General features: G+C 42.5%; 31 protein-coding genes. All 31 read right to left on the reverse strand.

Translation table 11 applies throughout. The features are described 5' to 3' along the window. Positions 1-18: 18 nt before the first annotated feature. Entirely contained in the window at positions 19-1,026 is a 1,008-nt protein-coding gene (gap, locus tag KJA62_RS04105) for a type I glyceraldehyde-3-phosphate dehydrogenase (RefSeq protein ID WP_213318739.1), read from the reverse strand. A gap of 38 nt (positions 1,027-1,064) precedes the next feature. Beyond that, entirely contained in the window at positions 1,065-1,493 is a 429-nt protein-coding gene (rplQ, locus tag KJA62_RS04110) for a 50S ribosomal protein L17 (RefSeq protein WP_213318740.1), read from the reverse strand. 11 nt (positions 1,494-1,504) lie between these two features. Then, a complete protein-coding gene (locus KJA62_RS04115; protein ID WP_213318741.1) occupies positions 1,505-2,632 on the reverse strand; it encodes a DNA-directed RNA polymerase subunit alpha in 1,128 nt (375 codons plus the stop codon). A gap of 21 nt (positions 2,633-2,653) precedes the next feature. After that, positions 2,654-3,055, reverse strand: a complete 402-nt coding sequence (gene rpsK / locus KJA62_RS04120; protein WP_213318742.1) for a 30S ribosomal protein S11 — start codon at positions 3,053-3,055, stop codon at positions 2,654-2,656. A 21-nt stretch (positions 3,056-3,076) separates the two neighbouring features. After that, a complete protein-coding gene (gene rpsM, locus KJA62_RS04125) occupies positions 3,077-3,445 on the reverse strand; it encodes a 30S ribosomal protein S13 (RefSeq protein WP_213318743.1) in 369 nt (122 codons plus the stop codon). Between the two features lie 72 nt (positions 3,446-3,517). Then, positions 3,518-4,879, reverse strand: coding sequence for a preprotein translocase subunit SecY (secY, locus tag KJA62_RS04130; protein WP_213318744.1), 1,362 nt, complete (start codon positions 4,877-4,879; stop codon positions 3,518-3,520). Positions 4,880-4,904: 25 nt separating this feature from the next. Further along, complete coding sequence (gene rplO / locus KJA62_RS04135; protein ID WP_213318745.1) at positions 4,905-5,339, reverse strand: 50S ribosomal protein L15; 435 nt, start codon at positions 5,337-5,339, stop codon at positions 4,905-4,907. Next, on the reverse strand, positions 5,332-5,832 hold the full coding sequence (gene rpsE, locus KJA62_RS04140; RefSeq protein WP_213318746.1) for a 30S ribosomal protein S5: 501 nt from the start codon (positions 5,830-5,832) through the stop codon (positions 5,332-5,334). The genes rplO and rpsE overlap by 8 nt, the downstream gene beginning before the upstream one ends. An 11-nt stretch (positions 5,833-5,843) precedes the next feature. Continuing rightward, a complete protein-coding gene (rplR, locus tag KJA62_RS04145; RefSeq protein ID WP_213318747.1) occupies positions 5,844-6,215 on the reverse strand; it encodes a 50S ribosomal protein L18 in 372 nt (123 codons plus the stop codon). Positions 6,216-6,224: 9 nt separating this feature from the next. Further along, the gene (gene rplF / locus KJA62_RS04150; protein ID WP_213318748.1) at positions 6,225-6,776 is read right to left on the reverse strand and encodes a 50S ribosomal protein L6; all 552 of its coding nucleotides are present in this window, start codon (positions 6,774-6,776) and stop codon (positions 6,225-6,227) included. A 23-nt stretch (positions 6,777-6,799) separates the two neighbouring features. Beyond that, positions 6,800-7,201: a 30S ribosomal protein S8 gene (rpsH, locus tag KJA62_RS04155; RefSeq protein WP_213318749.1), complete on the reverse strand. Its 402-nt coding sequence runs from the start codon at positions 7,199-7,201 to the stop codon at positions 6,800-6,802. Between the two features lie 9 nt (positions 7,202-7,210). After that, positions 7,211-7,753: a 50S ribosomal protein L5 gene (gene rplE, locus KJA62_RS04160; RefSeq protein ID WP_213318750.1), complete on the reverse strand. Its 543-nt coding sequence runs from the start codon at positions 7,751-7,753 to the stop codon at positions 7,211-7,213. A gap of 1 nt (position 7,754) precedes the next feature. After that, positions 7,755-8,090, reverse strand: a complete 336-nt coding sequence (gene rplX, locus KJA62_RS04165) for a 50S ribosomal protein L24 (RefSeq protein ID WP_213318751.1) — start codon at positions 8,088-8,090, stop codon at positions 7,755-7,757. A 16-nt stretch (positions 8,091-8,106) separates the two neighbouring features. Beyond that, positions 8,107-8,475: a 50S ribosomal protein L14 gene (rplN, locus tag KJA62_RS04170; protein ID WP_213318752.1), complete on the reverse strand. Its 369-nt coding sequence runs from the start codon at positions 8,473-8,475 to the stop codon at positions 8,107-8,109. Between the two features lie 33 nt (positions 8,476-8,508). Further along, on the reverse strand, positions 8,509-8,760 hold the full coding sequence (gene rpsQ / locus KJA62_RS04175; protein WP_425513840.1) for a 30S ribosomal protein S17: 252 nt from the start codon (positions 8,758-8,760) through the stop codon (positions 8,509-8,511). A 1-nt stretch (position 8,761) separates the two neighbouring features. Then, entirely contained in the window at positions 8,762-8,980 is a 219-nt protein-coding gene (rpmC, locus tag KJA62_RS04180) for a 50S ribosomal protein L29 (RefSeq protein ID WP_213318754.1), read from the reverse strand. A 1-nt stretch (position 8,981) separates the two neighbouring features. Further along, a complete protein-coding gene (rplP, locus tag KJA62_RS04185) occupies positions 8,982-9,398 on the reverse strand; it encodes a 50S ribosomal protein L16 (protein ID WP_213318755.1) in 417 nt (138 codons plus the stop codon). A 25-nt stretch (positions 9,399-9,423) separates the two neighbouring features. After that, a complete protein-coding gene (gene rpsC, locus KJA62_RS04190; protein ID WP_213318756.1) occupies positions 9,424-10,077 on the reverse strand; it encodes a 30S ribosomal protein S3 in 654 nt (217 codons plus the stop codon). A 13-nt stretch (positions 10,078-10,090) separates the two neighbouring features. Continuing rightward, positions 10,091-10,420: a 50S ribosomal protein L22 gene (gene rplV, locus KJA62_RS04195; protein WP_213318757.1), complete on the reverse strand. Its 330-nt coding sequence runs from the start codon at positions 10,418-10,420 to the stop codon at positions 10,091-10,093. Positions 10,421-10,452: 32 nt separating this feature from the next. After that, positions 10,453-10,719 carry a 30S ribosomal protein S19 gene (rpsS, locus tag KJA62_RS04200; protein WP_213318758.1) on the reverse strand — a complete coding sequence of 89 codons (267 nt, stop codon included), beginning with the start codon at positions 10,717-10,719 and terminating at the stop codon, positions 10,453-10,455. Positions 10,720-10,725: 6 nt separating this feature from the next. Then, positions 10,726-11,580, reverse strand: coding sequence for a 50S ribosomal protein L2 (gene rplB, locus KJA62_RS04205; RefSeq protein WP_213318759.1), 855 nt, complete (start codon positions 11,578-11,580; stop codon positions 10,726-10,728). A 20-nt stretch (positions 11,581-11,600) separates the two neighbouring features. Next, positions 11,601-11,936 carry a 50S ribosomal protein L23 gene (rplW, locus tag KJA62_RS04210; protein WP_213318760.1) on the reverse strand — a complete coding sequence of 112 codons (336 nt, stop codon included), beginning with the start codon at positions 11,934-11,936 and terminating at the stop codon, positions 11,601-11,603. A 20-nt stretch (positions 11,937-11,956) separates the two neighbouring features. Then, complete coding sequence (gene rplD / locus KJA62_RS04215; RefSeq protein ID WP_213318761.1) at positions 11,957-12,631, reverse strand: 50S ribosomal protein L4; 675 nt, start codon at positions 12,629-12,631, stop codon at positions 11,957-11,959. A gap of 28 nt (positions 12,632-12,659) precedes the next feature. Then, entirely contained in the window at positions 12,660-13,331 is a 672-nt protein-coding gene (rplC, locus tag KJA62_RS04220; protein ID WP_213318762.1) for a 50S ribosomal protein L3, read from the reverse strand. A 279-nt stretch (positions 13,332-13,610) separates the two neighbouring features. Beyond that, complete coding sequence (locus KJA62_RS04225; protein ID WP_213318763.1) at positions 13,611-14,591, reverse strand: CT529 family inclusion membrane protein; 981 nt, start codon at positions 14,589-14,591, stop codon at positions 13,611-13,613. A 78-nt stretch (positions 14,592-14,669) separates the two neighbouring features. After that, entirely contained in the window at positions 14,670-15,626 is a 957-nt protein-coding gene (gene fmt, locus KJA62_RS04230) for a methionyl-tRNA formyltransferase (protein ID WP_213318764.1), read from the reverse strand. Then, a complete protein-coding gene (lpxA, locus tag KJA62_RS04235) occupies positions 15,613-16,452 on the reverse strand; it encodes an acyl-ACP--UDP-N-acetylglucosamine O-acyltransferase (RefSeq protein ID WP_213318765.1) in 840 nt (279 codons plus the stop codon). Before lpxA ends, fmt begins: the two co-directional genes overlap by 14 nt. A gap of 12 nt (positions 16,453-16,464) precedes the next feature. Continuing rightward, the gene (gene fabZ / locus KJA62_RS04240; protein ID WP_213318766.1) at positions 16,465-16,926 is read right to left on the reverse strand and encodes a 3-hydroxyacyl-ACP dehydratase FabZ; all 462 of its coding nucleotides are present in this window, start codon (positions 16,924-16,926) and stop codon (positions 16,465-16,467) included. A gap of 17 nt (positions 16,927-16,943) precedes the next feature. Beyond that, positions 16,944-17,792, reverse strand: coding sequence for a UDP-3-O-acyl-N-acetylglucosamine deacetylase (gene lpxC / locus KJA62_RS04245; protein ID WP_213318767.1), 849 nt, complete (start codon positions 17,790-17,792; stop codon positions 16,944-16,946). 110 nt (positions 17,793-17,902) lie between these two features. After that, positions 17,903-19,525 (reverse strand): apolipoprotein N-acyltransferase, encoded by a 1,623-nt coding sequence (lnt, locus tag KJA62_RS04250; protein WP_213318768.1) that lies wholly within the window; start codon positions 19,523-19,525, stop codon positions 17,903-17,905. Between the two features lies 1 nt (position 19,526). Beyond that, complete coding sequence (locus tag KJA62_RS04255; protein ID WP_213318769.1) at positions 19,527-19,997, reverse strand: acyl-CoA thioesterase; 471 nt, start codon at positions 19,995-19,997, stop codon at positions 19,527-19,529. Between the last annotated feature and the right edge of the window lie 52 nt (positions 19,998-20,049).

Consider the following 20,049-nt stretch of genomic DNA (forward strand, 5'->3'; position numbering starts at 1 on the left):
TATCTCTCAAACCTTTATTTAGCTCTTCTTGGACATGTATTCTAATAAATCAACCACACGGGTTGCATAGCCAATCTCATTATCGTACCAGGAAACAAGTTTAAAGAACCTGTCATTCAACCCGATACCTGCCCCAGCATCAAAAACAGAAGAAAATACAGACCCCTTGAAATCTGACGAAACTACTTCGTCTTCCGTGTATCCTAATATTCCCTTCATCCCGCCTTCAGAAGCAGACTTCACAGCCTTGCAAATTTCTTCGTAAGAAGTACTCTTCGCCAATCTCACGGTTAAATCTACTACAGAAACATCTGCCGTAGGCACTCTAAAGGCCATACCTGTCAACTTTCCCTTCAACTCCGGAAGGCATAACGTAACAGCTTTTGCGGCTCCTGTAGAAGCTGGGATGATATTTTGCAAACAACTCCTCCCTCCTCTCCAGTCCTTTTTAGAAGGGCCATCAACAACCGGTTGAGAAGCTGTGACAGCGTGAACAGTAGTCATTAGTCCTTCTTCTATACCAAAACAATCGTTAACAACCTTAGCCAAGGGAGCCAGACAGTTTGTAGTACATGAAGCATTAGAAATTATGTGATCCACAGATGGATCATACTTTTCGTGGTTAACCCCCATTACAAAGGTGGGAATCTCTCCCTTACCAGGAGCTGAAATAAGCACCTTTTTCGCTCCGGCCTCTAGATGTTTACTTGCAGCCTCCTTCTGAGTAAAAAGCCCCGTACTCTCAACGACTACGTCAATCCCTAGATCTTTCCAAGGTAGCTTCGTTACATCTCTCTCTGCAAGAAACTGGATCTTATTGTGCCCTTCAATAACCAGATGCTCATTTTCACAAGAAACGGATTTAGAAAACTTCCCGTGGGTGGAGTCATATTTAAAAAGATACGCCAGCCCATCACCTGGAACTAGATCATTTATAGCACAAACCTCCAGGCCAGAATTTCTACTAAGAAGCTGTCTTAAAACCAAACGGCCAATACGACCGAACCCGTTAATCGCAATTCTCATCTGTCAATTCCTGTATTACTGATTCTTAGGCAACCTATCTAGTTGCTTAAAAACTCTATAATACACTTTTGAGCATTATCACCAACTCTATTTTGCAATCTCAAAATCCTAGTGTAACCGCCTTGCCTATTACTGAACCGAACCCCCAAATCCTTAAATAGCTTATTTATGACTCTTCGGTCAGTATTGTAACAAGAAACATCCCCAGCTTTTGCCTTCCTAGCCTCTTTTGGGGACAATTTGTTGTACCGAATCATCAGCCTAGCCGAAGCTAATCTCACACCAGCTAAGGTATTCTTCTTTGCCAAGGTGATCATCCGATCAGCATGTCGACGCAGTTCCTTTGCTTTAGGCAAAGTCGTTTCTATCCTTTCCAGGTCAATCAACGACTTCAACATATTCGCTATCATACAACGGTTATGAGAAGAAGTCCTTCCGACCCTAAATTTCTTACTAGCATGCTGCATAAAAATAACCCTTACCCTTTTGTATTCTTAGACCGGATCTTCTCCGCATACCATTTCATTTTTTCCTTCACATTATCGAGACCAACTCCAAACGAGCTTAGATCCATTCCTAACTCTAATTTCATCTCCTTCAACTTATTTTTAATTTCGGAAAGAGATTTTTTACCAAAGTTTCGGAATTGCAACAAACGAGGCTCTGGCATAATAACCAGCTCACCTATTGTCTCTATATTTGCGTTAGACAAACAATTCGTAGAACGAACAGAAAGCTCTATTTCGTTAATGCCAAGAACTAGCTTATGCAACATATCGTCTTTACTTTCCTTCTCTATTGAGACCGTTTCCTCAAAGACCAATTTGCGCTCGTCCATTTTCTCGAAAATAGCAAAGTGTTTCACTAATATCTGAGTTGCAAAGGAAACCGCTTCCTTAGGAGATATTCGACCATCGGTTTCCACATCTAAAATCAATCTATCAAAATCTGTATCCTGCCCTACGCGAGTATCTTCAACGAAGTAATTAACCAAAGAAACAGGGGAAAAGGCGGCATCAAGAACTATTTCGTTAACTCCCTTACTTTCAAGCTGAATCCTTTCCGAAGTAATATATCCTCTTCCGAAAGCAACTTTCAACTCAATGTCCACCTGCATAGGCTTTGTCACAGAAAAAATGACATGTTCTGGATTAACCGCCTCGAATTCTCCACCTTTCAATAAATCAATAAGCCTGACTTGGTAACACCCATTACTCTCAGCTAAAAGTGAGGCGTCCACATTAATTTGGGAGCGAACATTTCGTATACTCCTTCCTTCTTCGCTACCTCGCATCGGAAGCATCCTGAGCAAAGAACCTTTCAAATTTAAGACTATGTTAGTTACATCCTCAACAATCCCCTCAACGGACATATACTCGTGCAAAACTCCCGTCATGGAGAAGGAAACAATAGCTGGAGCCTCAAGGCCAATCAAAAGTATGCGACGCAAAGCGTTTCCTAAAGTGTGTCCCACACCCTTCTCTAAAGGCTCAGCAACAAACCGAACTTTTTTATCCGAAGACTGCCCTTCTATAGCCTTCACTCTAACACATTCAGGGAGTTCGAATTTATCGTACAGTAAAGCTGGTTCTTCTTGTTCTGTCATAGTCAACCCATTCCCCCAAAATTAAACTCTTCGTCTTTTTCTAGGCCTGCACCCGTTGTGCGGCACTGGTGTAGCATCCCTGATAAGAGAAACAACTAAACCAGACCCTATCAAAGCTCGGACCACGGACTCTCTCCCTGCCCCTGTGCCTTTCAAGCATACTTCTACTTCTTTCAACCCAGCATTCATAGCTATCTTCGCAGCATCCTGAGCGGCGACTGTAGCCGCGAACGCTGAAGACTTTCTGGATCCAGAATACCCAACCTTACCTGCAGAAGCCCAAGAAATCACATTGCCTGCAGGATCTGTGATGGTCACAATGGTATTATTGAATGTCGCCTTAACATGAACAACTCCAGAAGGAACACTTTTCGTGATTTTCTTTTTAGCTCCCTTCTTGACCTGCATTTGATTTTTAACCAAAACAAGACTCCTAAATTAAAATTATTTCTTTTTACCGGCTACGGTCTTACGTTTCCCTTTTCGAGTACGCGAATTCGTTTTCGTTCGTTGACCTCTAACAGGTAGAGACAAGCGATGTCTCGACCCTCGATAGGAGTGTATCGCTATTAAACGTTTGATATCAGACTGAACACTGCGTCTGAGATCCCCTTCGACCAAATACTCCGCCTGCAACAAAGCATTTAACCTTCCAATTTCCTCCTCAGTCAACTCTCCTGCCTTCGAATCAGGATTCAACTGCAATTTCCGAATAATCTCTGCAGACAAAGCTGGCCCTATTCCGTAAATATACGTAAGGCTCACAACTAACTTTTTCTTCGCTGGAATATCTGTTCCAATAATGCGTGGCATGTGCTTAACTCTCTATTTAAAACCCTGAAATATTAGGTCAAAAACTGTTATTTTTCAACGCCTTCCTTGCTACTAGCCCTTTTTGTTTTTTAAAAAGCCGTCATATCTCCTCATCAGGAGAAAAGCGTCTATTTGTTTCATCGTATCAAGAATAACTCCAACAACAATCAACATTGCAGTCCCTCCTAAAAAATAACTCACGTTGGAGTCTACTTTAAGAAGACGACCCAAAATTGAAGGAAATATAGCTATCCCGGCAAGAAAAACTGCACCAAGAAGCGTTACTCTAGTCATTGTGTACTCCAGATACGCTTGGGTAGCTTTCCCTTGCTTAATTCCAGGAATAAAAGCGTTATTCTTTTTCATTTCAGAAGCAATTTGTTCCGGATGAAACTGTGTGGCTGTCCAAAAATACGTAAAGAAAATTATAAGCAACACAAAACACACAGAGTACGCCCAGGTTCCTGGAGAAATAAATAATGCTATCCGCCTTAACCATGAAGACTCTGAAGTCATAAACTGCCCAATGGTAGCAGGAAACATAAGCAAAGAAGAGGCAAAAATTACAGGAATAACTCCCGCATAATTGACCTTCAGAGGAAGATGAGCTCCTCCTCCGGGAACCTCCCTACGCCCAATAATCCTCCTAGCATACTGAACAGGGATCTTACGAACACCTTCTATAATTAAAACCGTAGAAAGCACGACCAAAACAAACACGACAAGCAAGAGTAACAGAGAAAGAAAACCAAAATCGGAGGCTTCTTGAGACCCTATGTTCAAACGATTAATGACGGAACCCACAACAGAAGGAAAGGAAGAAAGTATCCCCAAGGCTATAATCAAGCTAACTCCATTTCCTATCCCTTTATCCGAAATTTGCTCACCAATCCACATCAACAGCAATGTCCCTGTAGTCATGACTAAGGAGATTGTTAAATAAAAAACCCAAGGGATCCCAAATAGCTTAGGAGCAAGCATGATAGGAAGAACAATGCCCGGAACAGCCGCATCCATCCGAAGAGCAAATTTTGCAAATAACACAGCCTGGATTATCGCTAATCCAACAGTCAAAAGACGAGTATACTTCCCAATTTTTCTTCGACCAAGATCCGGAGACTCCCTGACTTCTCTTTGAAGGGCTGGCATGAATATCATCATCAACTGGACTATAATGGACGCCGAAATATAAGGCACTACACCCAGAGCAATCACCGTCATCTGGGCAAAAGCCCCTCCAGAAAACACATCCACTAGCTGAAAGAGATTCTGACCACCACCTATGAGTTGTTTAAAATACGCTAAAGCTCTTTCCCCATTAATACCTGGAACAGGTATAAACACCCCTATACGGCAAGCAGCCAACAATAGAAGAGTCAAGTATATCCGATTTCTAAGCTCAATGACCGAAAAGATCTTCTTTAACGTAATCATAATACCGTTGCTTTACAACAAACCACTAAGAAATTCCCAAGACAGACTGCGCCCCCAAGGAAAATTGTATCAAAGAATCCCTACAGGTAAGCTTCTTAGTCAAATCCCCTTTTAAAATAATCTTAGCACCAGAGGCCTTCTTAGAGACTATCTTCTTCTCCTTCAAGATAAAAAGAGAAACTTCATCTCCATCTTGAAAAGCAGCATCCAATCTCTCCGTGGTAACTTCCTCTACTTTGCTTGCGAATCGAGTTACGTCCGCACCCCTAGTCGGAACCCTTCTATATAAAGGGACCCCACCCCCTTCATAGCCAAAGCGTCGCTTATAACCGGATCTACTTCCATCCCCCTTATGTCCTCGACCAGAAGTTTTTCCATGACCAGAAGAGGGACCCCGTCCTAATAACTTCTTCCTTCGTTTTCTTCCCGAGTGATCGAACAAAGATTCTAACTTAATCATTTGCAACACCTCTTCCCTTCAATACGTCTTCCTTAACAGTAAGCTCTGAAAGGGCTTTAAAAGTAGCTTTCACCTGATTGACTGGATTATTGGATCCAATATTTTTTGCAACGATATCCTTTGCCCCAGCCATTTCCAGAATCAACCTGACTCTAGATCCTGCCACTATACCTGTTCCTGGCTTTGCGGGCTTCAAAAGTAGCTGGGCTCCATCAAAATTCACTCTAACCTCATGTGGTATGGAGCCATTCTCCATAGCCTTAACCCTGATCAAGTTCTTTTTGGCAGCTTCTCCACCTTTCCTTATCGCATCTGTTAGCTCGTTAGCCTTAGCAAAACCGTAGCCGACACGGCCCTTACCATCACCAACCAAAATTAGGGCTGAAAAACTAAATTTTCTTCCCCCTTTCACAACTTTTGAACACCGGTTTACGAAGAGAACTTTCTCTTCCAAGTGATCTTCTCTATGATGAGAGTTTTTTGATGCTGTCATTATACTTCCTTTTAAAACTGCAATCCACCTTCTCTCGCTGCATCCGCTATCGCAGCCACAACCCCATGGTACTTAAAGGGACCCCGATCAAATACAACCTTACTAATATTAAGACCCTTTCCTATCTCAGCAATCTTCTCTCCTAGATGCTTCGCAGACTCTCTACTCTTCTTAGCTAGGTCCGTATTCTTTAATGCTTTTACTATCGTAGAAGCTGATCCAAGAGTTTTTCCTTGTTCATCATCTATGAGCTGAACGTAAAGATGCTTATTCGTCTTTACAACACAAAGCCTTGGTCTCTCTAAGGACCCTCTCAAATGCTTTCTAACCCTGAGAGCTCTTCGTCGTTTCATCGAATTTGACTTAAGAAGAGAACTTTCCATATTTTTTACCTATTTTTTACCAGTTTTTGCAGCCTTACCAGCCTTACGACGAACATACTCTCCCTCATAGCGAATACCTTTCCCCTTATAAGGCTCTGGAGGACGTTTCGCCCGCACTTTAGCCGCAAACTCCCCAACTAACTGTTTGTTGATACCCTTAACTGAAATAAGCGTGTTTTTTTCAACGGAGACTTGTAATTCAGACGGAATAGGCATTTTTACCGGATGAGAGACCCCTATAGACAGATCCAATAAAGATCCTTGAACAGCAGCTCTAAAACCGACTCCTATCATCTCCAATTTTTTTTCAAATCCCTCAGAGACACCCTTCACCATGTTTGCAATCAGCGCCCAAAAAAGCCCTTGCAAACGACTAGGTCTATCTACAACGTCGGGAGAAGGCTGAACCGTAATATTCCTATCATCTACAGAAACTACTACTTCCCTAACCAACTTCTGGGATAAAACCCCTTTTGGCCCTTTTACAATAATCTCTTCGCCATTCAAAGAAACTTCCACCCCTTTAGGAAGCTGAATGGGATCTCGAGCTTTACGAGACATTTTCTACCTATATTTCCTTTTTCTTACCAAACAAGACAGAGCAACTCACCACCTACGTTGCTACTCCTTGCCAACGAACCCTCGATTACCCCCTTAGAAGTAGAAAGAACAGAAATACCCATATTCCCAAATACGTAGGGAATCTTAGAGGAAGGAACATACACCCTAAGAGAAGGCTTTGATACCCTTCTTAACCCCTTGATAACAGGCTTCCTATTCTCCCCATATTTGAGGAAAATACGCATAGTTTTCTTTCTATTCTCTTCCTTGACGAGATACTGAGCAATAAAACCTTTCTTCTTAAGGATCGCTATTATTGACTCCTTTATCTTACTATGAGCCACATCTATGAAAGTGTGCTCTGCAGCCAAAGCGTTCCTAATTCTTGTAAGCAAATCCGCTATAGGATCACTGGTAGTTCCCATTGTCTCTCCTTATTCTGCCTTCTTAAATCGTAGACCCATAGCTCTCAGCAACTCCAAACACTCTTCGTCCGTTTTTGCTGTGGTTACCCAAGTGATATTCATACCTTGAGACCTTTTAACCTTATCAAGATCTACTTCAGGGAAAATTTGCTGATCATCCAACCCTAAGGAATAGCAACCCCTACCGTCTCCCTTCAATCCAAAACCTCTGAAGTCCCTAATTCTAGGAGAAGCTATATTACAGAATCTATCCATAAAATCATACATTCTCTTCCCTCGAAGAGTAACTTTGGCTCCAATCCCTTGACCTTCCCTCAACTTAAATCCTGCAATAGAGTTTTTTGCCTTAGTAACAAGCGGTTTTTGACCAGAAATATACGCTAACTCTTCTAAATGAGACTGGAAAAGATTCTTATCTTTTGCTGCTTCAGCTAATCCCATGCTTATGACAATCTTTTTTAAGACAGGGATTTGCATTACATTCCGATACAGAAATTTCTCAGATAGTTTCTGTCTAATTTCTGTGCAATATAATTCCTTCAACCTACTCATCTTAGTCCTTTCTCCCTACAACACGATAAAGAGCAAATGATCCGTCTGGTTTCTTTTGCCAAAGCTCTTTCTGCCCGTTCTCACCATACCTGACAGATAGCTTTGCCGGATTTCCATCTATAGATAAACGGACGTTAGAAATATGAACTGGAGCTTCTATCGAAATACGCTTCCCTTTAGGATTCTCTTGACTCTTCCTAACATTTTTTATACGAACGTTAACCCCTTCTACGGTAACCCTATCATCCGAACAAGCAAGAACTTTCCCTACACTTCCTTTTGCGTTTCCGGAAATGACTCGAACTACATCACCCTTGCGAATCGTCTTTTTACTCATGCCCAACTCTTCTATTTTAAATAACTTCAGGAGCCAAAGAACTAATCTTGATAAAACCTTTATCTCGAATTTCTCGAGCTACTGGCCCAAAAATACGAGTGCCTTTTGGATTCCCTTTATCGTCGATAATGACACAACTATTAGAATCAAATCGGAGCTTTGATCCGTCTTTCCTAGAAATATCACATCGAGTACGAACAATTACTGCTTTAACTACGTCCCCTTTCTTAACTGAGCTATCAGGCTCTGTATCACGAACAGAACAAACTATCACATCGCCTACAGTAGCATAACGCTTCTTAGATCCGCCTAAGACCTTAAAGCACTTTACTCTCTTCGCTCCAGTATTATCGGCAACTTTCAGTTGAGTTTCTTGTTGAATCATATTTCTACTTTCCCGCCAATTCCGTATAAGAGGTTATTTAACAACTTCGACCACTCGCCATCTCTTTAATTTAGAGATTGGCCTCGTTTCAACGATACGAACAGTATCCCCTTCTTTAACCCCTTCTTGTTCTTCCACATGGGCATAGTATCTTTTAGAATCCCTGACAACCTTAGAGTATTGAGGATGAGGATACATCCTCTCCACTCTTACCACAACAGTGTTCATCATCTTGGAAGATACGACAACACCAACCTTAACTTTTCTTCTGCCTCGAGATTGCATCTCAGCCATTTTCTTTACCTTTAGCTCTTTCTTGTTTAATGGTTAGAGCCCTAGCAATATTTTTGCGGCACTCACTAAATAAATGTGCTTTAACCGACTTATTACTAAGAACAACTTCTTCCTTTAAGGAAAATATTTGCCTCTTCATTTCTTCTATATAAGCGTCCAAATCACTATTACTCTTGGCTCGTAGCTCCTCTAAAACAACTCCACGCTTCATACTAAACCCTCTCTACTCGCTTAACAAACCTGGTCTTAATTCCCAACTTTGCCGCAGCTCTTCTTAACGCATTCTGCGCTTCTTCTCGAGGCACATTGGCCACCTCAAAGAGAATCCTGCCAGGACGAACCACAGCAACCCAGTGATCCGGAGCCCCTTTTCCCTTACCCATACGAGTTTCTGCAGGCTTTTTCGAAACACTCTTATCAGGAAAAATTCGAATCCAAACCTTTCCTTTTCTCTTCAAATGTCTATTGATAGCCACCCTGCACGCCTCAATTTGACGGCTAGTTATCCAACCTCTCTCGAGGGTCTGCATCCCAAACTCTCCGAAATCAACAAAATTTCCACCTTTGCTTAACCCAGCAAATTGGCCTTTCTGCTGCTTTCGAAACTTCATTCGTTTAGGCATTAACATGTCGTTTTCTCCACACTATAGCTTCTTATGCGGCCACTACAGGAGCAGTCGCTGAAGTTTTCTCTCCAAGATTTATCCAAACTTTAATTCCTATAATTCCATAGGTAGTCTCAGCAGTTGAGATAGCGTAATCTATATCAGCTCTCAACGTATGCAAAGGCACTTTCCCTTCCTTATACCACTCGGAACGAGCAATCTCAGCACCAGCCAATCTCCCAGAAACCTGGATCTTTACTCCTAACGCTCCCGCGTCCATGACAGATTGCATTGCTTTCTTCATAGCTCGGCGAAACGCCACTCGCCTCTCGATCTGCTTAGCAATTCCATCAGCAACGATCTTAGCATTCAACTCTGGACGCTTAACTTCGGCTATCTCTACCCACACTTCTCGCCCAGTTAACTTTCTAAGCTCTTCTTTCAAAAGGTCTACTTCAGTACCCTTTTTGCCTATAACCAATCCCGGCCGCGAAGTATGTATCGTCACCTCTATCTTTTCACTCATCCTGCGAATCGTAAATCCAGCCGCTCCTTGACAAGAAGGTTTCTTCTTCAAAAACTCTCGGATGCGGACATCCTCCACAAGAAACTCTCCAAACTCTTTTTTGTTTCCAAACCAAAGAGAACGCCAACTTTTGTTAACTCCAGTGCGAAATCCTATAGGACATCCCTTCTGACCCATAAATACCTAACTCCTAGTTCTCTCCGACAACAACAGTTAAATGGCTAGTCCTCTTTAAAACAGGAGACCTTCCACCACGACTTTTAGATTTTATTCGTTTGTATGTAGGTCCAGCATCAACTCGAACCTCTAACACACTCAATTTTTCCCGCTTAACATTGTCATGAAGCTCTGCATTAGCCACAGCACTATCTAAAACCTTTTTAAAAAGCTTTCCAGATTTCGCTTGTACAAAGCTAAGCTGAACAGCCGCATCAGCAACACTCAAATTCCGTATTATCCCAGCAACGAGTCTAGCCTTCCTCGGCTGCACCCTAATATAACGAGCCGTAGCCTTAAACATACACCTTCTCCTTATAGCCCCACACTTCCGCCTTAACCTTTTTTAACCGGATGGCTTTTGAATATCCTAGTTGGAGCAAATTCCCCCAACTTATGCCCCACCATAGTCTCAGAGACAAAGACAGAGAGAAACTTCTTCCCGTTATGAACTTCAAAAGTATGCCCCACCATCTCAGGTATAATCATGGAGCGGCGAGACCAAGTCTTAATAGGCGACTTTTTCTCGCTTTGATTCATGTCACGAACCTTCTTCAACAAATGATGATCAACAAAGGGTCCTTTTCTTAACGATCTAGCCATACTTCCCTATTTCCTACGGTCTTTTACAATCCACTTATTGCTCTTACGTTTAGCTCTAGTCTTTAATCCCTTCGTCATCTTACCCCAAGGAGTACGCGGGATATAACCATTATGTCGACCTTCCCCACCTCCATGCGGATGATCAACAGGGTTCATTGCTGTACCGCGAACTGTGGGCCGAACTCCTTGCCAGCGACGCCTTCCAGCTTTCCCATCATTTCTTAAATTGTGATCGGCATTAGAGACTTCCCCTAAAGTCGCACGACAACCTTCATGAAGCATACGAAACTCTCCCGAAGGCATCTTTAAAGTCACATAGCCATTACTTTTAGCTAAAACTTGAGCCGATAATCCAGCAGATCGAACAAGCTTGCCTCCACCTCCGGGGCGCATTTCAACATTGTGAACAGAAGAGCCCAAAGGAATTTTCTTCAATGACATGCAACAGCCAACCTTGTAAGGACTATCCTCTCCAGAGAAAACCTCATCCCCTCGCTGCATCCCCTTGGCCGCTATAATATACCGCTTCTCCCCATCAATATACTGCAAAAGCGCTATGTATGCAGATCTATTAGGATCATATTCGACAGAAGCCACTTTAGCTGGAATACCATCTTTGTTTCTTTTGAAATCTATGATTCGGTAAAGACGCTTGTGTCCCCCACCGATATGACGACAAGAGATATGACCTAAATTATCCCTTCCACCACTCTTCTTAATGAACACAGACAATTTTTTCTGCGGTCTTACGCTTCTCTTAGAAGCAGATCCATTCAAGTCTCCAATCCTGGTTAACTCATCAAACCGAGGAAGAACTAACTGCCTAGATCCTGGAGTGACTGGCTTAAACTTCTTAAACATTCCTTACACCTCTCTACCAACTAAGCGACAGAAAAACCCGCCTGAAAAGTAACTATAGCTTTCTTAAATCCTGCAGACTTCCCTTTCTTCCGACTACGAAATACACGCTTCGCCTTAGGCTTAACACAAATAGTGTTCACCTTCAGTACTCGAGCGTTTTTCTCCGCATAAATTTGCTCTAAAGCTTTTGCGATACTAGGCTTTGTTGCATCTTGTGCCACCAAAAACACAAACTTCGGATCGGCGGAATAACTCCCCGACTTTCTCCCAGAGCCGTCACCAAGACTTAAACTTTCTAGAACCTTAGCTTTCTCTGTTATGTAATACCCTTTAATCACATCATAAGGACTAGACATTTTTTCCTTCAGCCTCCCCTCTACTCTCCCGAAACACCTTGAAGCAATCGCTCCACAGACTCAAAAAACGCACTTTCAGAGATCACAATCCCCCTAGAAGACGCAACATCATACCCATTTAAGTTTTCGTTGTAAGCAAAACCCTTGCAAGCAGCTAAATTTCTTACACTCTTTCTAAAACTTTCATTCGAATGCACATGCTTTTTCGAATCAACAAACAAAACCCCCCTCTCTTCTACTTGACAATTCCTCAAAAACTGCGCCACCAGCCTAGTTTTTGGAGCCGACATAGAAGAAAAAACCTCATCCTCCACAACAAAGAACACATTAGACTGTATCTTCTGAGCTAAAAGATACCTCAAAGCCGAACGACGCTCTTTTTTGTTAATACGAATATGCTGATCAAACTTTGGCTTAGGACCAAAAACTATTCCTCCTCCTCGAAATTGAGGAGCCGCCAAACACCCCTGCCGCGCATTCCCAGTTCCTTTTTGCTTAAAAGGCTTCTTAGTCGAATGACTTACCTCTGACCGCCCCTTAGTACAAGCAGACCACTGACGCTTGTTTGCACGCAAAGCCACCAAATAATCTTTTACGACCTGACGATTAACCCCCTTTTCAGAGAAAAAGAGATCACTCAACTCAACCTCTCCAACCCTCTCCCCAGAGAAATTATATTTCGACAACATCACCATGATAAATACCCCTCGAGAATCAACCGCTTTACTTGCCCTTAGAAACCATTGAACGCTTAACCACAACTAGACCACCCTTTCCACCAGGAACAGCCCCCTTCACCAAAAGAACCTTGCGATCCACATCTACTTTAACAACCTCTAGATTCTTTACAGTGACATTATCAGCCCCCATATGACTCGGTCTAGGACTTCCAGGAAAACACCTCCCCGGAGTTGAACGCATCCCAGTAGAACCAGCATGCCTATGAAACCCTGAACCATGACTAGCAGGCCCCCCTCGAAAGCCATATTTTTTCATAACTCCCTGAAAACCCTTACCCTTGGAAACCCCACTAACATCTACGGAAACAACACTTTCAAAAAGCTCTATCCCCAAAGACTGCCCAAGAGAAAATTCCCCCAAAGAATCTTCAGAAACCCTTACTTCCTTGAAATGCCTAAAAAACTTATCCCCAAACTTAGCCGTATGCCCAGCAAGCGGCTTGCCAACCCTGCGGAGAGCTGTGCGAGGATCCGAAACAACGATCTCCTCAAAAGCCAACTGCACAGCCGAGTACCCATCGGACTCTACAGTTTTAATCTGAGAAACAATGTTATTTTCTAAACTGATCACAGAACAAGGGACCAAAACACCTTCCTTATCAAAGATGTGCACCATTCCCTTTTTCTTTCCCATCAAACTAAGCTGCGCTTGCATAAAATACCCTACACACACACGACCTCAATCATACAGTCGTCATCTCGTGAATTCGAAAAATAGTTGTCAAAGAATTTCCCTAAAAAGAAAAGGAACCTTTCCTCTAAGAAAATAAAAAGGAGAGGTTAACAGAGGGAGAAGATTTTTACAACAGAAAAAGAGGTTCTTAATAAAATACCCCTTCTATAGTTTACAGAAACAAAACGAAAAAGATTTAACAATAAAAAAGCCCACGAAAACCGTGGGCTTTTTTGGTCTTTAAAAAGAATTTTAACCAAATTATTGATCAGAAGACCAAACTTTGTACATTCCAAGACCTCCGATAACGATCCCTACAGCACCTCTAACAATAAAAGTAACTGGCTGCGTGATTGGGAATGTTATAAGTTTCAACGCATCCAAGAAGAGCTCCAATGCTTTTTCAACAACACCACAAATCCCCTTCTTGATAGCCGTCTTGTGAGCAGTTTTCAATGCTTCTATATCTTGCTGCAAGAGCTCTTGATCATCATTCGAAACAACTCTGCTGGCGTATGACTCAGCAATGGCATTTAAAGAAGATAATGCACGATTAAACTGTCTATTCTCCAGCCCAAGCCCTATGGACCCTCCAACAACACCTGCCGCATGGTTAGCTACCATTAGATAATCACACGTCGCCGTCATATTAGTTTTAGTGTGGCGACTAACTAAACCACCGTGAGTTAACTTGTCTGCAAGCAAAACAGGCCTCAAGGAACCAAATGTGACTGCAAATGTAGAGGCCCCCACAAAATCGCACCCAGACTTGATTGCAGCAGCCAAATATTCACCTTGTGTTAAGTATTGCTTATTATAAACCTTACCACTGTTTCTTTCATCAACAACTCCCTGCTTCTCTCCAGCAAAGGCATATCTGAAGTTTTGATAACAATTTCTAGCAGAGGCTACTGCTCCAGGGATACACCCATTCAAAACATTGGTTAACCCCACCACAGACCTTGCGTCCTTCAACGTAGTAAGAACATTAGAAGCTGTCGCTAAAGAAGCTTCACCTCCCCCCTGCTGCAAAATAATACCCTTGGTTAGCTCTGCGGCAGCTATAGAGACCTTTAAGGATTTATCAACCCCACTTGTTTTGTTTACAAAGGAACTTACCGGATTCCCTAGATCACAAAAAACCCTGTTGAGCAATGCTTTTTGAGGAGCTTTTTTTGTAGACGGCACAGTAAAACTACATCCACGCTGCGCCAAAGAGAATAACCGCACGCCACTCGACATATACACACCCCCAGTTGAAACTTAAGTTGCTAAGACAGAGCATTATATCAGAACAAACAGAAATCACAAAGCCCTAATTCAACAAGGCCAAGCCAAAACCTCATTCTCTGCAATTCCGTTTAAAAAATTCTCTATGCTTAAAGCAGTTTTCCCCTCTAGCTTCACCTTCTTTAAAGATAAAGCCCCACTCCTACAGAGAACTACCAAATCTTTTTTTGATATTTTCAAGAGATCCCCTGGTCTCCCTTGAAAACTTCCATGAACAGGGCGGGCTTCAAGAATAGAGAGCCTTTTAGGCCCGCTTCCCCGAATCGAAACGGACATCCACGCTCCAGGAGAAGGCGTCACTCCACGGAAGCAATTATAAACTTCCTCGATAGAACGATCCCAACATAACTTGCCTTCGGCTTTCTCTAGTTTCGGCGCTAAGGAGGCCAAAGAATCGTTCTGTTTTTCTAATGTTAACGAACCCTCTTCTATCTCTTGCATGACCCGGATTAAAGCATCTGCCCCACCCAAAGAAAGAACTTCTGCTAATTCTCCTGCAGTCATGTCAGGCAAAACCGGGACCCGTGTTTTGAGAGCAATATCTCCTGTATCCATACCTGCATCCATACGGATAACCGTATTCCCGCTCTCAGTAACTCCATCCATTATACAACGCTGGATGGGCGCGGCTCCCCTGTATGAAGGCAACAACCCCGCGTGCAGGTTGTAACATCCATGCTTAGGAATGTCTAAAACCACCTGTCTGAGAATAGACCCATAAGCCACAACCAGGAATATATCAGCACCAATATTACGCAATTCCTCTACAAATACAGGATCTGAAGCCTTCTCGGGCTGCAGTAACGGAATACCTTTTTGCAAAGCGAGCTCTTTCACAGGAGAAGGCACCGTTGCACTGGATCTTTTCCCAGGCTTATCCATCCGAGTAACTACAGAAAGAATGGAAACCCCCTTCTCTAACAACCCAGCCAACACTGTCCGAGCAAAAACAGGAGTACCAAAAAAAATAGCCTTAAGATTCGACAAGCACTTCCTCTCTTTCTGAATTCTGCTCCATGAAAAACACCTTCTTTGTATTACGCTCTATTCCTCGTTTACTATCTTCCTTGCAAAAATCCAGAAAATAAGCTACCTCAGGAACCGCGCCAACCTCTTGCTCCGCGATACCTAAAGCTTCTTTGAATGAGTAACTTGAGGAGTAAACTATTTTAAAGGCCTTAATTAGAGCAGATCTTACAGAAAAAGGCAACTTACGCCTTTGCAATCCAACCTTGTTGATTCCTCCCAGAACAAGAGGATCTCCCATGCCTATAGTGTAGGGGGGCACGTCCCTCCTAACACCACTCAATCCTCCAATCATGGAATACGCGCCTATACGCACAAACTGGTGGACTCCTACCATTCCCCCTATAACAGCGTAATCTCCCACCTGCACGTGACCTGCTAGCTGCGTGTAGTTACTAATGATCACATGATTCCCTATGGAACAATTATGAGCAATGTGCACCCCCGGCATGAGTAAACAATTGTCCCCTATGGAAACTTTTGTCCCTTCAAAAGTCGAAGAAGTTATAATAGCAAACTCCCGAATCTCACAATTCTTGCCAATGACAACAAAAGTTTTTTCTCCGCGGTATTTCAAATCCTGGGGCTTGTTACCTATCATAGCTGAAGGCCAAATAGTAGTCCCCTCTCCTATTGTAGTGTGGCCATCTATGTAAGCATGCGACTTAACGACAACGCGATCTTCTAACACTACGGTAGCTTTAATCACTGCGAACGGCTCGATAACAACATTCTCACCTATCTGCGCCCCTGGCTCCACTATCGCTGTTGGATGAATGTTCGTCATAAATCTCCGCAATTAAATTGATGCTTTATCTACAAGAGCAAAACTAATAAAAGCTTCAGCAGCTAACCCTGCCTCAACAAAAGCCTTAGCCTCGGCCTTCCCCCCCTTGGCAGAAAGAACCGAAAAATTTGCTTGAAGAGTCAAAATATCTCCCGGTCTCACTGCTTGCCGAAACTTAGCTTCTTTGACACCTAAAAATAAAGAAACTTTTTTCTCTCTCTCTTCCTTCGTTAGCAACATTCCCAATAGCAGCCCCGCTGCCTGTGCTAAGGCCTCTATAATTAACACCCCAGGCATAATAGGAGCGTCAGGGAAGTGTCCTACAAAAAACTGCTCGTTGAACGATACGTTCTTTTGCGCCGTAATAGACTTTTCTTCAAAACTGTACGCCACCACACGATCCACCAAAAGAAATGGAAACCTATGAGGAAGTAACTCAAGTATGTCCTTCACAGAAAGTGCTTCACCATTCATATAGCTCATATTCCTTGTTATTGTAGAACCGAGACCAATTCCTTAGCTAATGCAATATTCGAAGAGTGCCCCGATCCTACTGCCACTACATGAGCGAGAAACGGTTGCCCAACCAACGAAAGATCCCCTATTAGATCTAACATTTTATGTCTTACTGGTTCATCCGTAAATCTTAATTTTCCCTTACAAATAATTCCATCATCTTTGAAAATTACAGCGTTCTCCAAAGAGCCCCCTCGAATAAGCCCTTTCTCCATTAAAAAACACAGCTCATTATACAAAGCAAAGGTTCTACAAGGAGCAATTTCTTTTTTAAAAACTTCTTCTGTAATCACCAAGGAGCGGTATTGCGTTCCTATCATTCGGCAATGAGGATAATGCAAAGTGTAACTAATCTTAAATTCATCAGAGGGGAAGGCAGCCAGAAATATGTCTCCCGACTGGTAAAAAACAGGCCGAGATAACTTCCGGGGAAAAACAGAGCTACCCTGAGAACAAACCCCTGCTTGCTGAATGATCCGAACAAAGGACTCTGAACTACCGTCCCCTATAGGAATCTCTTCTTCTGAAGATCTAATAAACACGTTATCAATTTCGCAAGCCCTCAACGCAGCTAGAAGGTGCTCTATGGTTACAACCGAAACTCCTTCTCTTTGTAACGAGGTGCTCCTCCCTGTGTTAGATACGCAATCCAAACGTGCAGGAATATCCACATACTCTCCAGATTCTGGATTGCGTCGTTGAAAAACAACCCCTGTGTTCTCTTCAGCAGGCAATAAAAAAATTTCTGCAACTTTTCCTGAATGAACCCCTACTCCAGAGAACCTAACCCCTTTTTTCAACGTCTTTTGTGCTCGTTCTAACATGAAAAAACCTGATAAACAGCCAATGTATATTATTCTTCAGTTTTTTTTACAACTGACATGCTTGTAAACCTTTTTCCCGAATCACCCTCAAGAGACCCCTTCACGCCCCTTCACGCTATTCCTCGATACTGTTGCTGAAATCGGAAATACCACCACAAAAAAATAACTACAGCAGCCCAAGAAATAACCCTCACAGGCCAATCGCCATAAATTACGTAAGGCGTGCAATATTCAAACAATGAAATTTCTGCAATTAGAACTCCAGGCAAAACTTTTCGAATCATACTGTCCTCCGGAAGTTTAGCAACCACACGTCCTAAAGAATCTACCACAGCTGTTACCCCAGTATGGCAAGCTCTAATGCAGGGTAACCCGCATTCCAAATTCCTTGTCACTCCGTGAAGAAAATGCACCTTGGGCAACCTAGATTTTGGATACCAGCCATCATTGGAGATATTAATGAGTAGCTGCGCTCCCAACCGCTTATATTCCCTGACTAAATGTCCAAAAGTTTCTTCATAACAAATAGTTACAGCAAAAGGGATGCCATCCTTGGAAACAAATATGCCAGATCTTATCCCCGGTTCTCTTACATATGGCAAAACATACTCCGGGCAAAAGAACCGGAAAAATTTTTCGCCAACTTTCCCACCTGGGATATACTCTCCCCCGGGGACTAATATTCTTTTATCGTAGCAACCCGAAAGAATGTTCCCTGGAGAAAACATAAGGGCAGAGTTGTAAAAGTGCCGAGTTGTGTCAACGAATCGTTCAAACCCCATCACTAAATCGCAGTTGAACTTATTGGATAGTTCACATGCTACTTCTTTATTTGACAACAATGACGCATCGGGGAAACTAGACTTATTCCCGAACCATGTTTCTTGAAGAATAGAAAAATCTTTAGCCGGATACACCTTTCTGTGTACCCCGAAAGGCACAGAAACTTCTGGCATGACCATCAAATCCACTTGAGTATCTATTCTGGAACATAGCCGAAAAATTCTTTCCCAGACGGATAATGCGTTTGAAGGAATAGCAATAAAAGGAGGCTCTGCAGTCTGCAGCAGAGCAACTTTTACACTCCTTACTGAAGTTAGTTTCTCTCTATATTTTACAATCTCTCGAAACATCCCTCCCAGACAAAAAGGCACTAAAGATATGCATAAAAAGGGAACAAAAAATCGTAACTGACGACTTTCTAAGAAATACAAAAAAGAAATATTTGTTGCTATTACAATAACACTAAGCCCCGACCAACCAAAAAAAGAACTAAACTGAGCCAAATAGGGGACCCCAGTTAAAGCCCATCCTATATAATCCAAAGAAATTCCTGAAAAAATACAGTGATACCTGATTGTCTCCCAAAACACCCAAAGAAAAGGGAATGTAAAGACAACAAAACAAAAGGATTGACGCTTTTTTATCCAAAACAACCCTGAAGAAAACAGGGAAAAAACTACTCCCGACACTATAATCAGAGCTAGCCATGGGAAATAAATAACCCAGCCTAAAAGCGAAGCGGATGCCATCCAAGAAAAATGAATCGCAGAAACCCCTGCCATCCAAAGAAACGAAATCACCAAGCGTTTCCTTGATGAATACGCCTCTACCGAATGCCAATAAAGTCCATAACCAACCAAACCCCCGACTAAGGATACTAACGGAGCAATATCTGGCTGTGAAAGGATCATCAAGAAAAACGACAGAAGAAGAACAACTTTGTTCAACATATTATTTATCAGAATTTAATCGACTTCTTCTTCTGACATCTGCCTCTTCATATCTCCGTTTTTCCTCTTCTGTTTCAGGAACTACAACATGAACTTCCGTAGGTTTGTTTTCCTCATCAACAGCTACGAAAGTAAAATACGCCGACGTAATATGTCTTCTTTCTTGTCGAAAGCTATTTTCAGCCCAAACTTTTACACCAACCTCCAAGGAAGTCCTCCAAGTTCGATTCACTGAAGCCTTACATATTAACGTTTCTCCCATAAACGCCGGAGCACAGAACCTAAGTGCATCTACAAACGCTGTTACGCAGATGCGTTCAGTATGCCTCTCTGCTACGACAAGAGCTAATCGATCCAAAATGCTCATAAGAAGCCCTCCAAAGACCGTATTGTTAGCATTTAAATCGTTGGGGAAAATTTTGTATATGTGACTATCGATACGACTAAACGAAACCGGCTTCTTCTTAACCACGACGACATAAAGGGGTAAAAGGAATAAAAGGTGGATACTAATCCTGATTATA

The organism is Chlamydiifrater volucris, assembly GCF_902806995.1.
Lineage (GTDB): Bacteria > Chlamydiota > Chlamydiia > Chlamydiales > Chlamydiaceae > Chlamydiifrater > Chlamydiifrater volucris.

What these genes read in the sequence shown, in the direction of transcription:
- rplF (WP_213318748.1), bottom strand. Translation starts at nt 6,776, where the DNA reads ATGTCTCGTAAAGCTCGAGATCCCATTCAGCTTCCTAAAGGGGTGGAA.
- rpsC (WP_213318756.1), bottom strand. Translation starts at nt 10,077, where the DNA reads ATGGGTCAGAAGGGATGTCCTATAGGATTTCGCACTGGAGTTAACAAA.
- rplO (WP_213318745.1), bottom strand. Translation starts at nt 5,339, where the DNA reads ATGATTAAGTTAGAATCTTTGTTCGATCACTCGGGAAGAAAACGAAGG.
- rplP (WP_213318755.1), bottom strand. Translation starts at nt 9,398, where the DNA reads ATGTTAATGCCTAAACGAATGAAGTTTCGAAAGCAGCAGAAAGGCCAA.
- lpxA (WP_213318765.1), bottom strand. Translation starts at nt 16,452, where the DNA reads ATGACGAACATTCATCCAACAGCGATAGTGGAGCCAGGGGCGCAGATA.
- KJA62_RS04115 (WP_213318741.1), bottom strand. Translation starts at nt 2,632, where the DNA reads ATGACAGAACAAGAAGAACCAGCTTTACTGTACGATAAATTCGAACTC.
- rplX (WP_213318751.1), bottom strand. Translation starts at nt 8,090, where the DNA reads ATGAGTAAAAAGACGATTCGCAAGGGTGATGTAGTTCGAGTCATTTCC.
- rplE (WP_213318750.1), bottom strand. Translation starts at nt 7,753, where the DNA reads ATGAGTAGGTTGAAGGAATTATATTGCACAGAAATTAGACAGAAACTA.
- rpsS (WP_213318758.1), bottom strand. Translation starts at nt 10,719, where the DNA reads ATGGCTAGATCGTTAAGAAAAGGACCCTTTGTTGATCATCATTTGTTG.
- rpsH (WP_213318749.1), bottom strand. Translation starts at nt 7,201, where the DNA reads ATGGGAACTACCAGTGATCCTATAGCGGATTTGCTTACAAGAATTAGG.
- lpxC (WP_213318767.1), bottom strand. Translation starts at nt 17,792, where the DNA reads ATGTTAGAACGAGCACAAAAGACGTTGAAAAAAGGGGTTAGGTTCTCT.
- rplW (WP_213318760.1), bottom strand. Translation starts at nt 11,936, where the DNA reads ATGTCTAGTCCTTATGATGTGATTAAAGGGTATTACATAACAGAGAAA.
- rplC (WP_213318762.1), bottom strand. Translation starts at nt 13,331, where the DNA reads ATGCAAGCGCAGCTTAGTTTGATGGGAAAGAAAAAGGGAATGGTGCAC.
- rplQ (WP_213318740.1), bottom strand. Translation starts at nt 1,493, where the DNA reads ATGCAGCATGCTAGTAAGAAATTTAGGGTCGGAAGGACTTCTTCTCAT.
- fabZ (WP_213318766.1), bottom strand. Translation starts at nt 16,926, where the DNA reads ATGAATGGTGAAGCACTTTCTGTGAAGGACATACTTGAGTTACTTCCT.
- KJA62_RS04225 (WP_213318763.1), bottom strand. Translation starts at nt 14,591, where the DNA reads ATGTCGAGTGGCGTGCGGTTATTCTCTTTGGCGCAGCGTGGATGTAGT.
- rplD (WP_213318761.1), bottom strand. Translation starts at nt 12,631, where the DNA reads ATGGTGATGTTGTCGAAATATAATTTCTCTGGGGAGAGGGTTGGAGAG.
- rplB (WP_213318759.1), bottom strand. Translation starts at nt 11,580, where the DNA reads ATGTTTAAGAAGTTTAAGCCAGTCACTCCAGGATCTAGGCAGTTAGTT.
- rplR (WP_213318747.1), bottom strand. Translation starts at nt 6,215, where the DNA reads ATGGAAAGTTCTCTTCTTAAGTCAAATTCGATGAAACGACGAAGAGCT.
- rpmC (WP_213318754.1), bottom strand. Translation starts at nt 8,980, where the DNA reads ATGAAGCGTGGAGTTGTTTTAGAGGAGCTACGAGCCAAGAGTAATAGT.
- lnt (WP_213318768.1), bottom strand. Translation starts at nt 19,525, where the DNA reads ATGTTGAACAAAGTTGTTCTTCTTCTGTCGTTTTTCTTGATGATCCTT.
- rpsQ (WP_425513840.1), bottom strand. Translation starts at nt 8,760, where the DNA reads ATGCAATCTCGAGGCAGAAGAAAAGTTAAGGTTGGTGTTGTCGTATCT.
- secY (WP_213318744.1), bottom strand. Translation starts at nt 4,879, where the DNA reads ATGATTACGTTAAAGAAGATCTTTTCGGTCATTGAGCTTAGAAATCGG.
- rpsM (WP_213318743.1), bottom strand. Translation starts at nt 3,445, where the DNA reads ATGCCACGCATTATTGGAACAGATATTCCAGCGAAGAAAAAGTTAGTT.
- rpsE (WP_213318746.1), bottom strand. Translation starts at nt 5,832, where the DNA reads ATGACAGCATCAAAAAACTCTCATCATAGAGAAGATCACTTGGAAGAG.
- rplN (WP_213318752.1), bottom strand. Translation starts at nt 8,475, where the DNA reads ATGATTCAACAAGAAACTCAACTGAAAGTTGCCGATAATACTGGAGCG.
- gap (WP_213318739.1), bottom strand. Translation starts at nt 1,026, where the DNA reads ATGAGAATTGCGATTAACGGGTTCGGTCGTATTGGCCGTTTGGTTTTA.
- rplV (WP_213318757.1), bottom strand. Translation starts at nt 10,420, where the DNA reads ATGTTTAAGGCTACGGCTCGTTATATTAGGGTGCAGCCGAGGAAGGCT.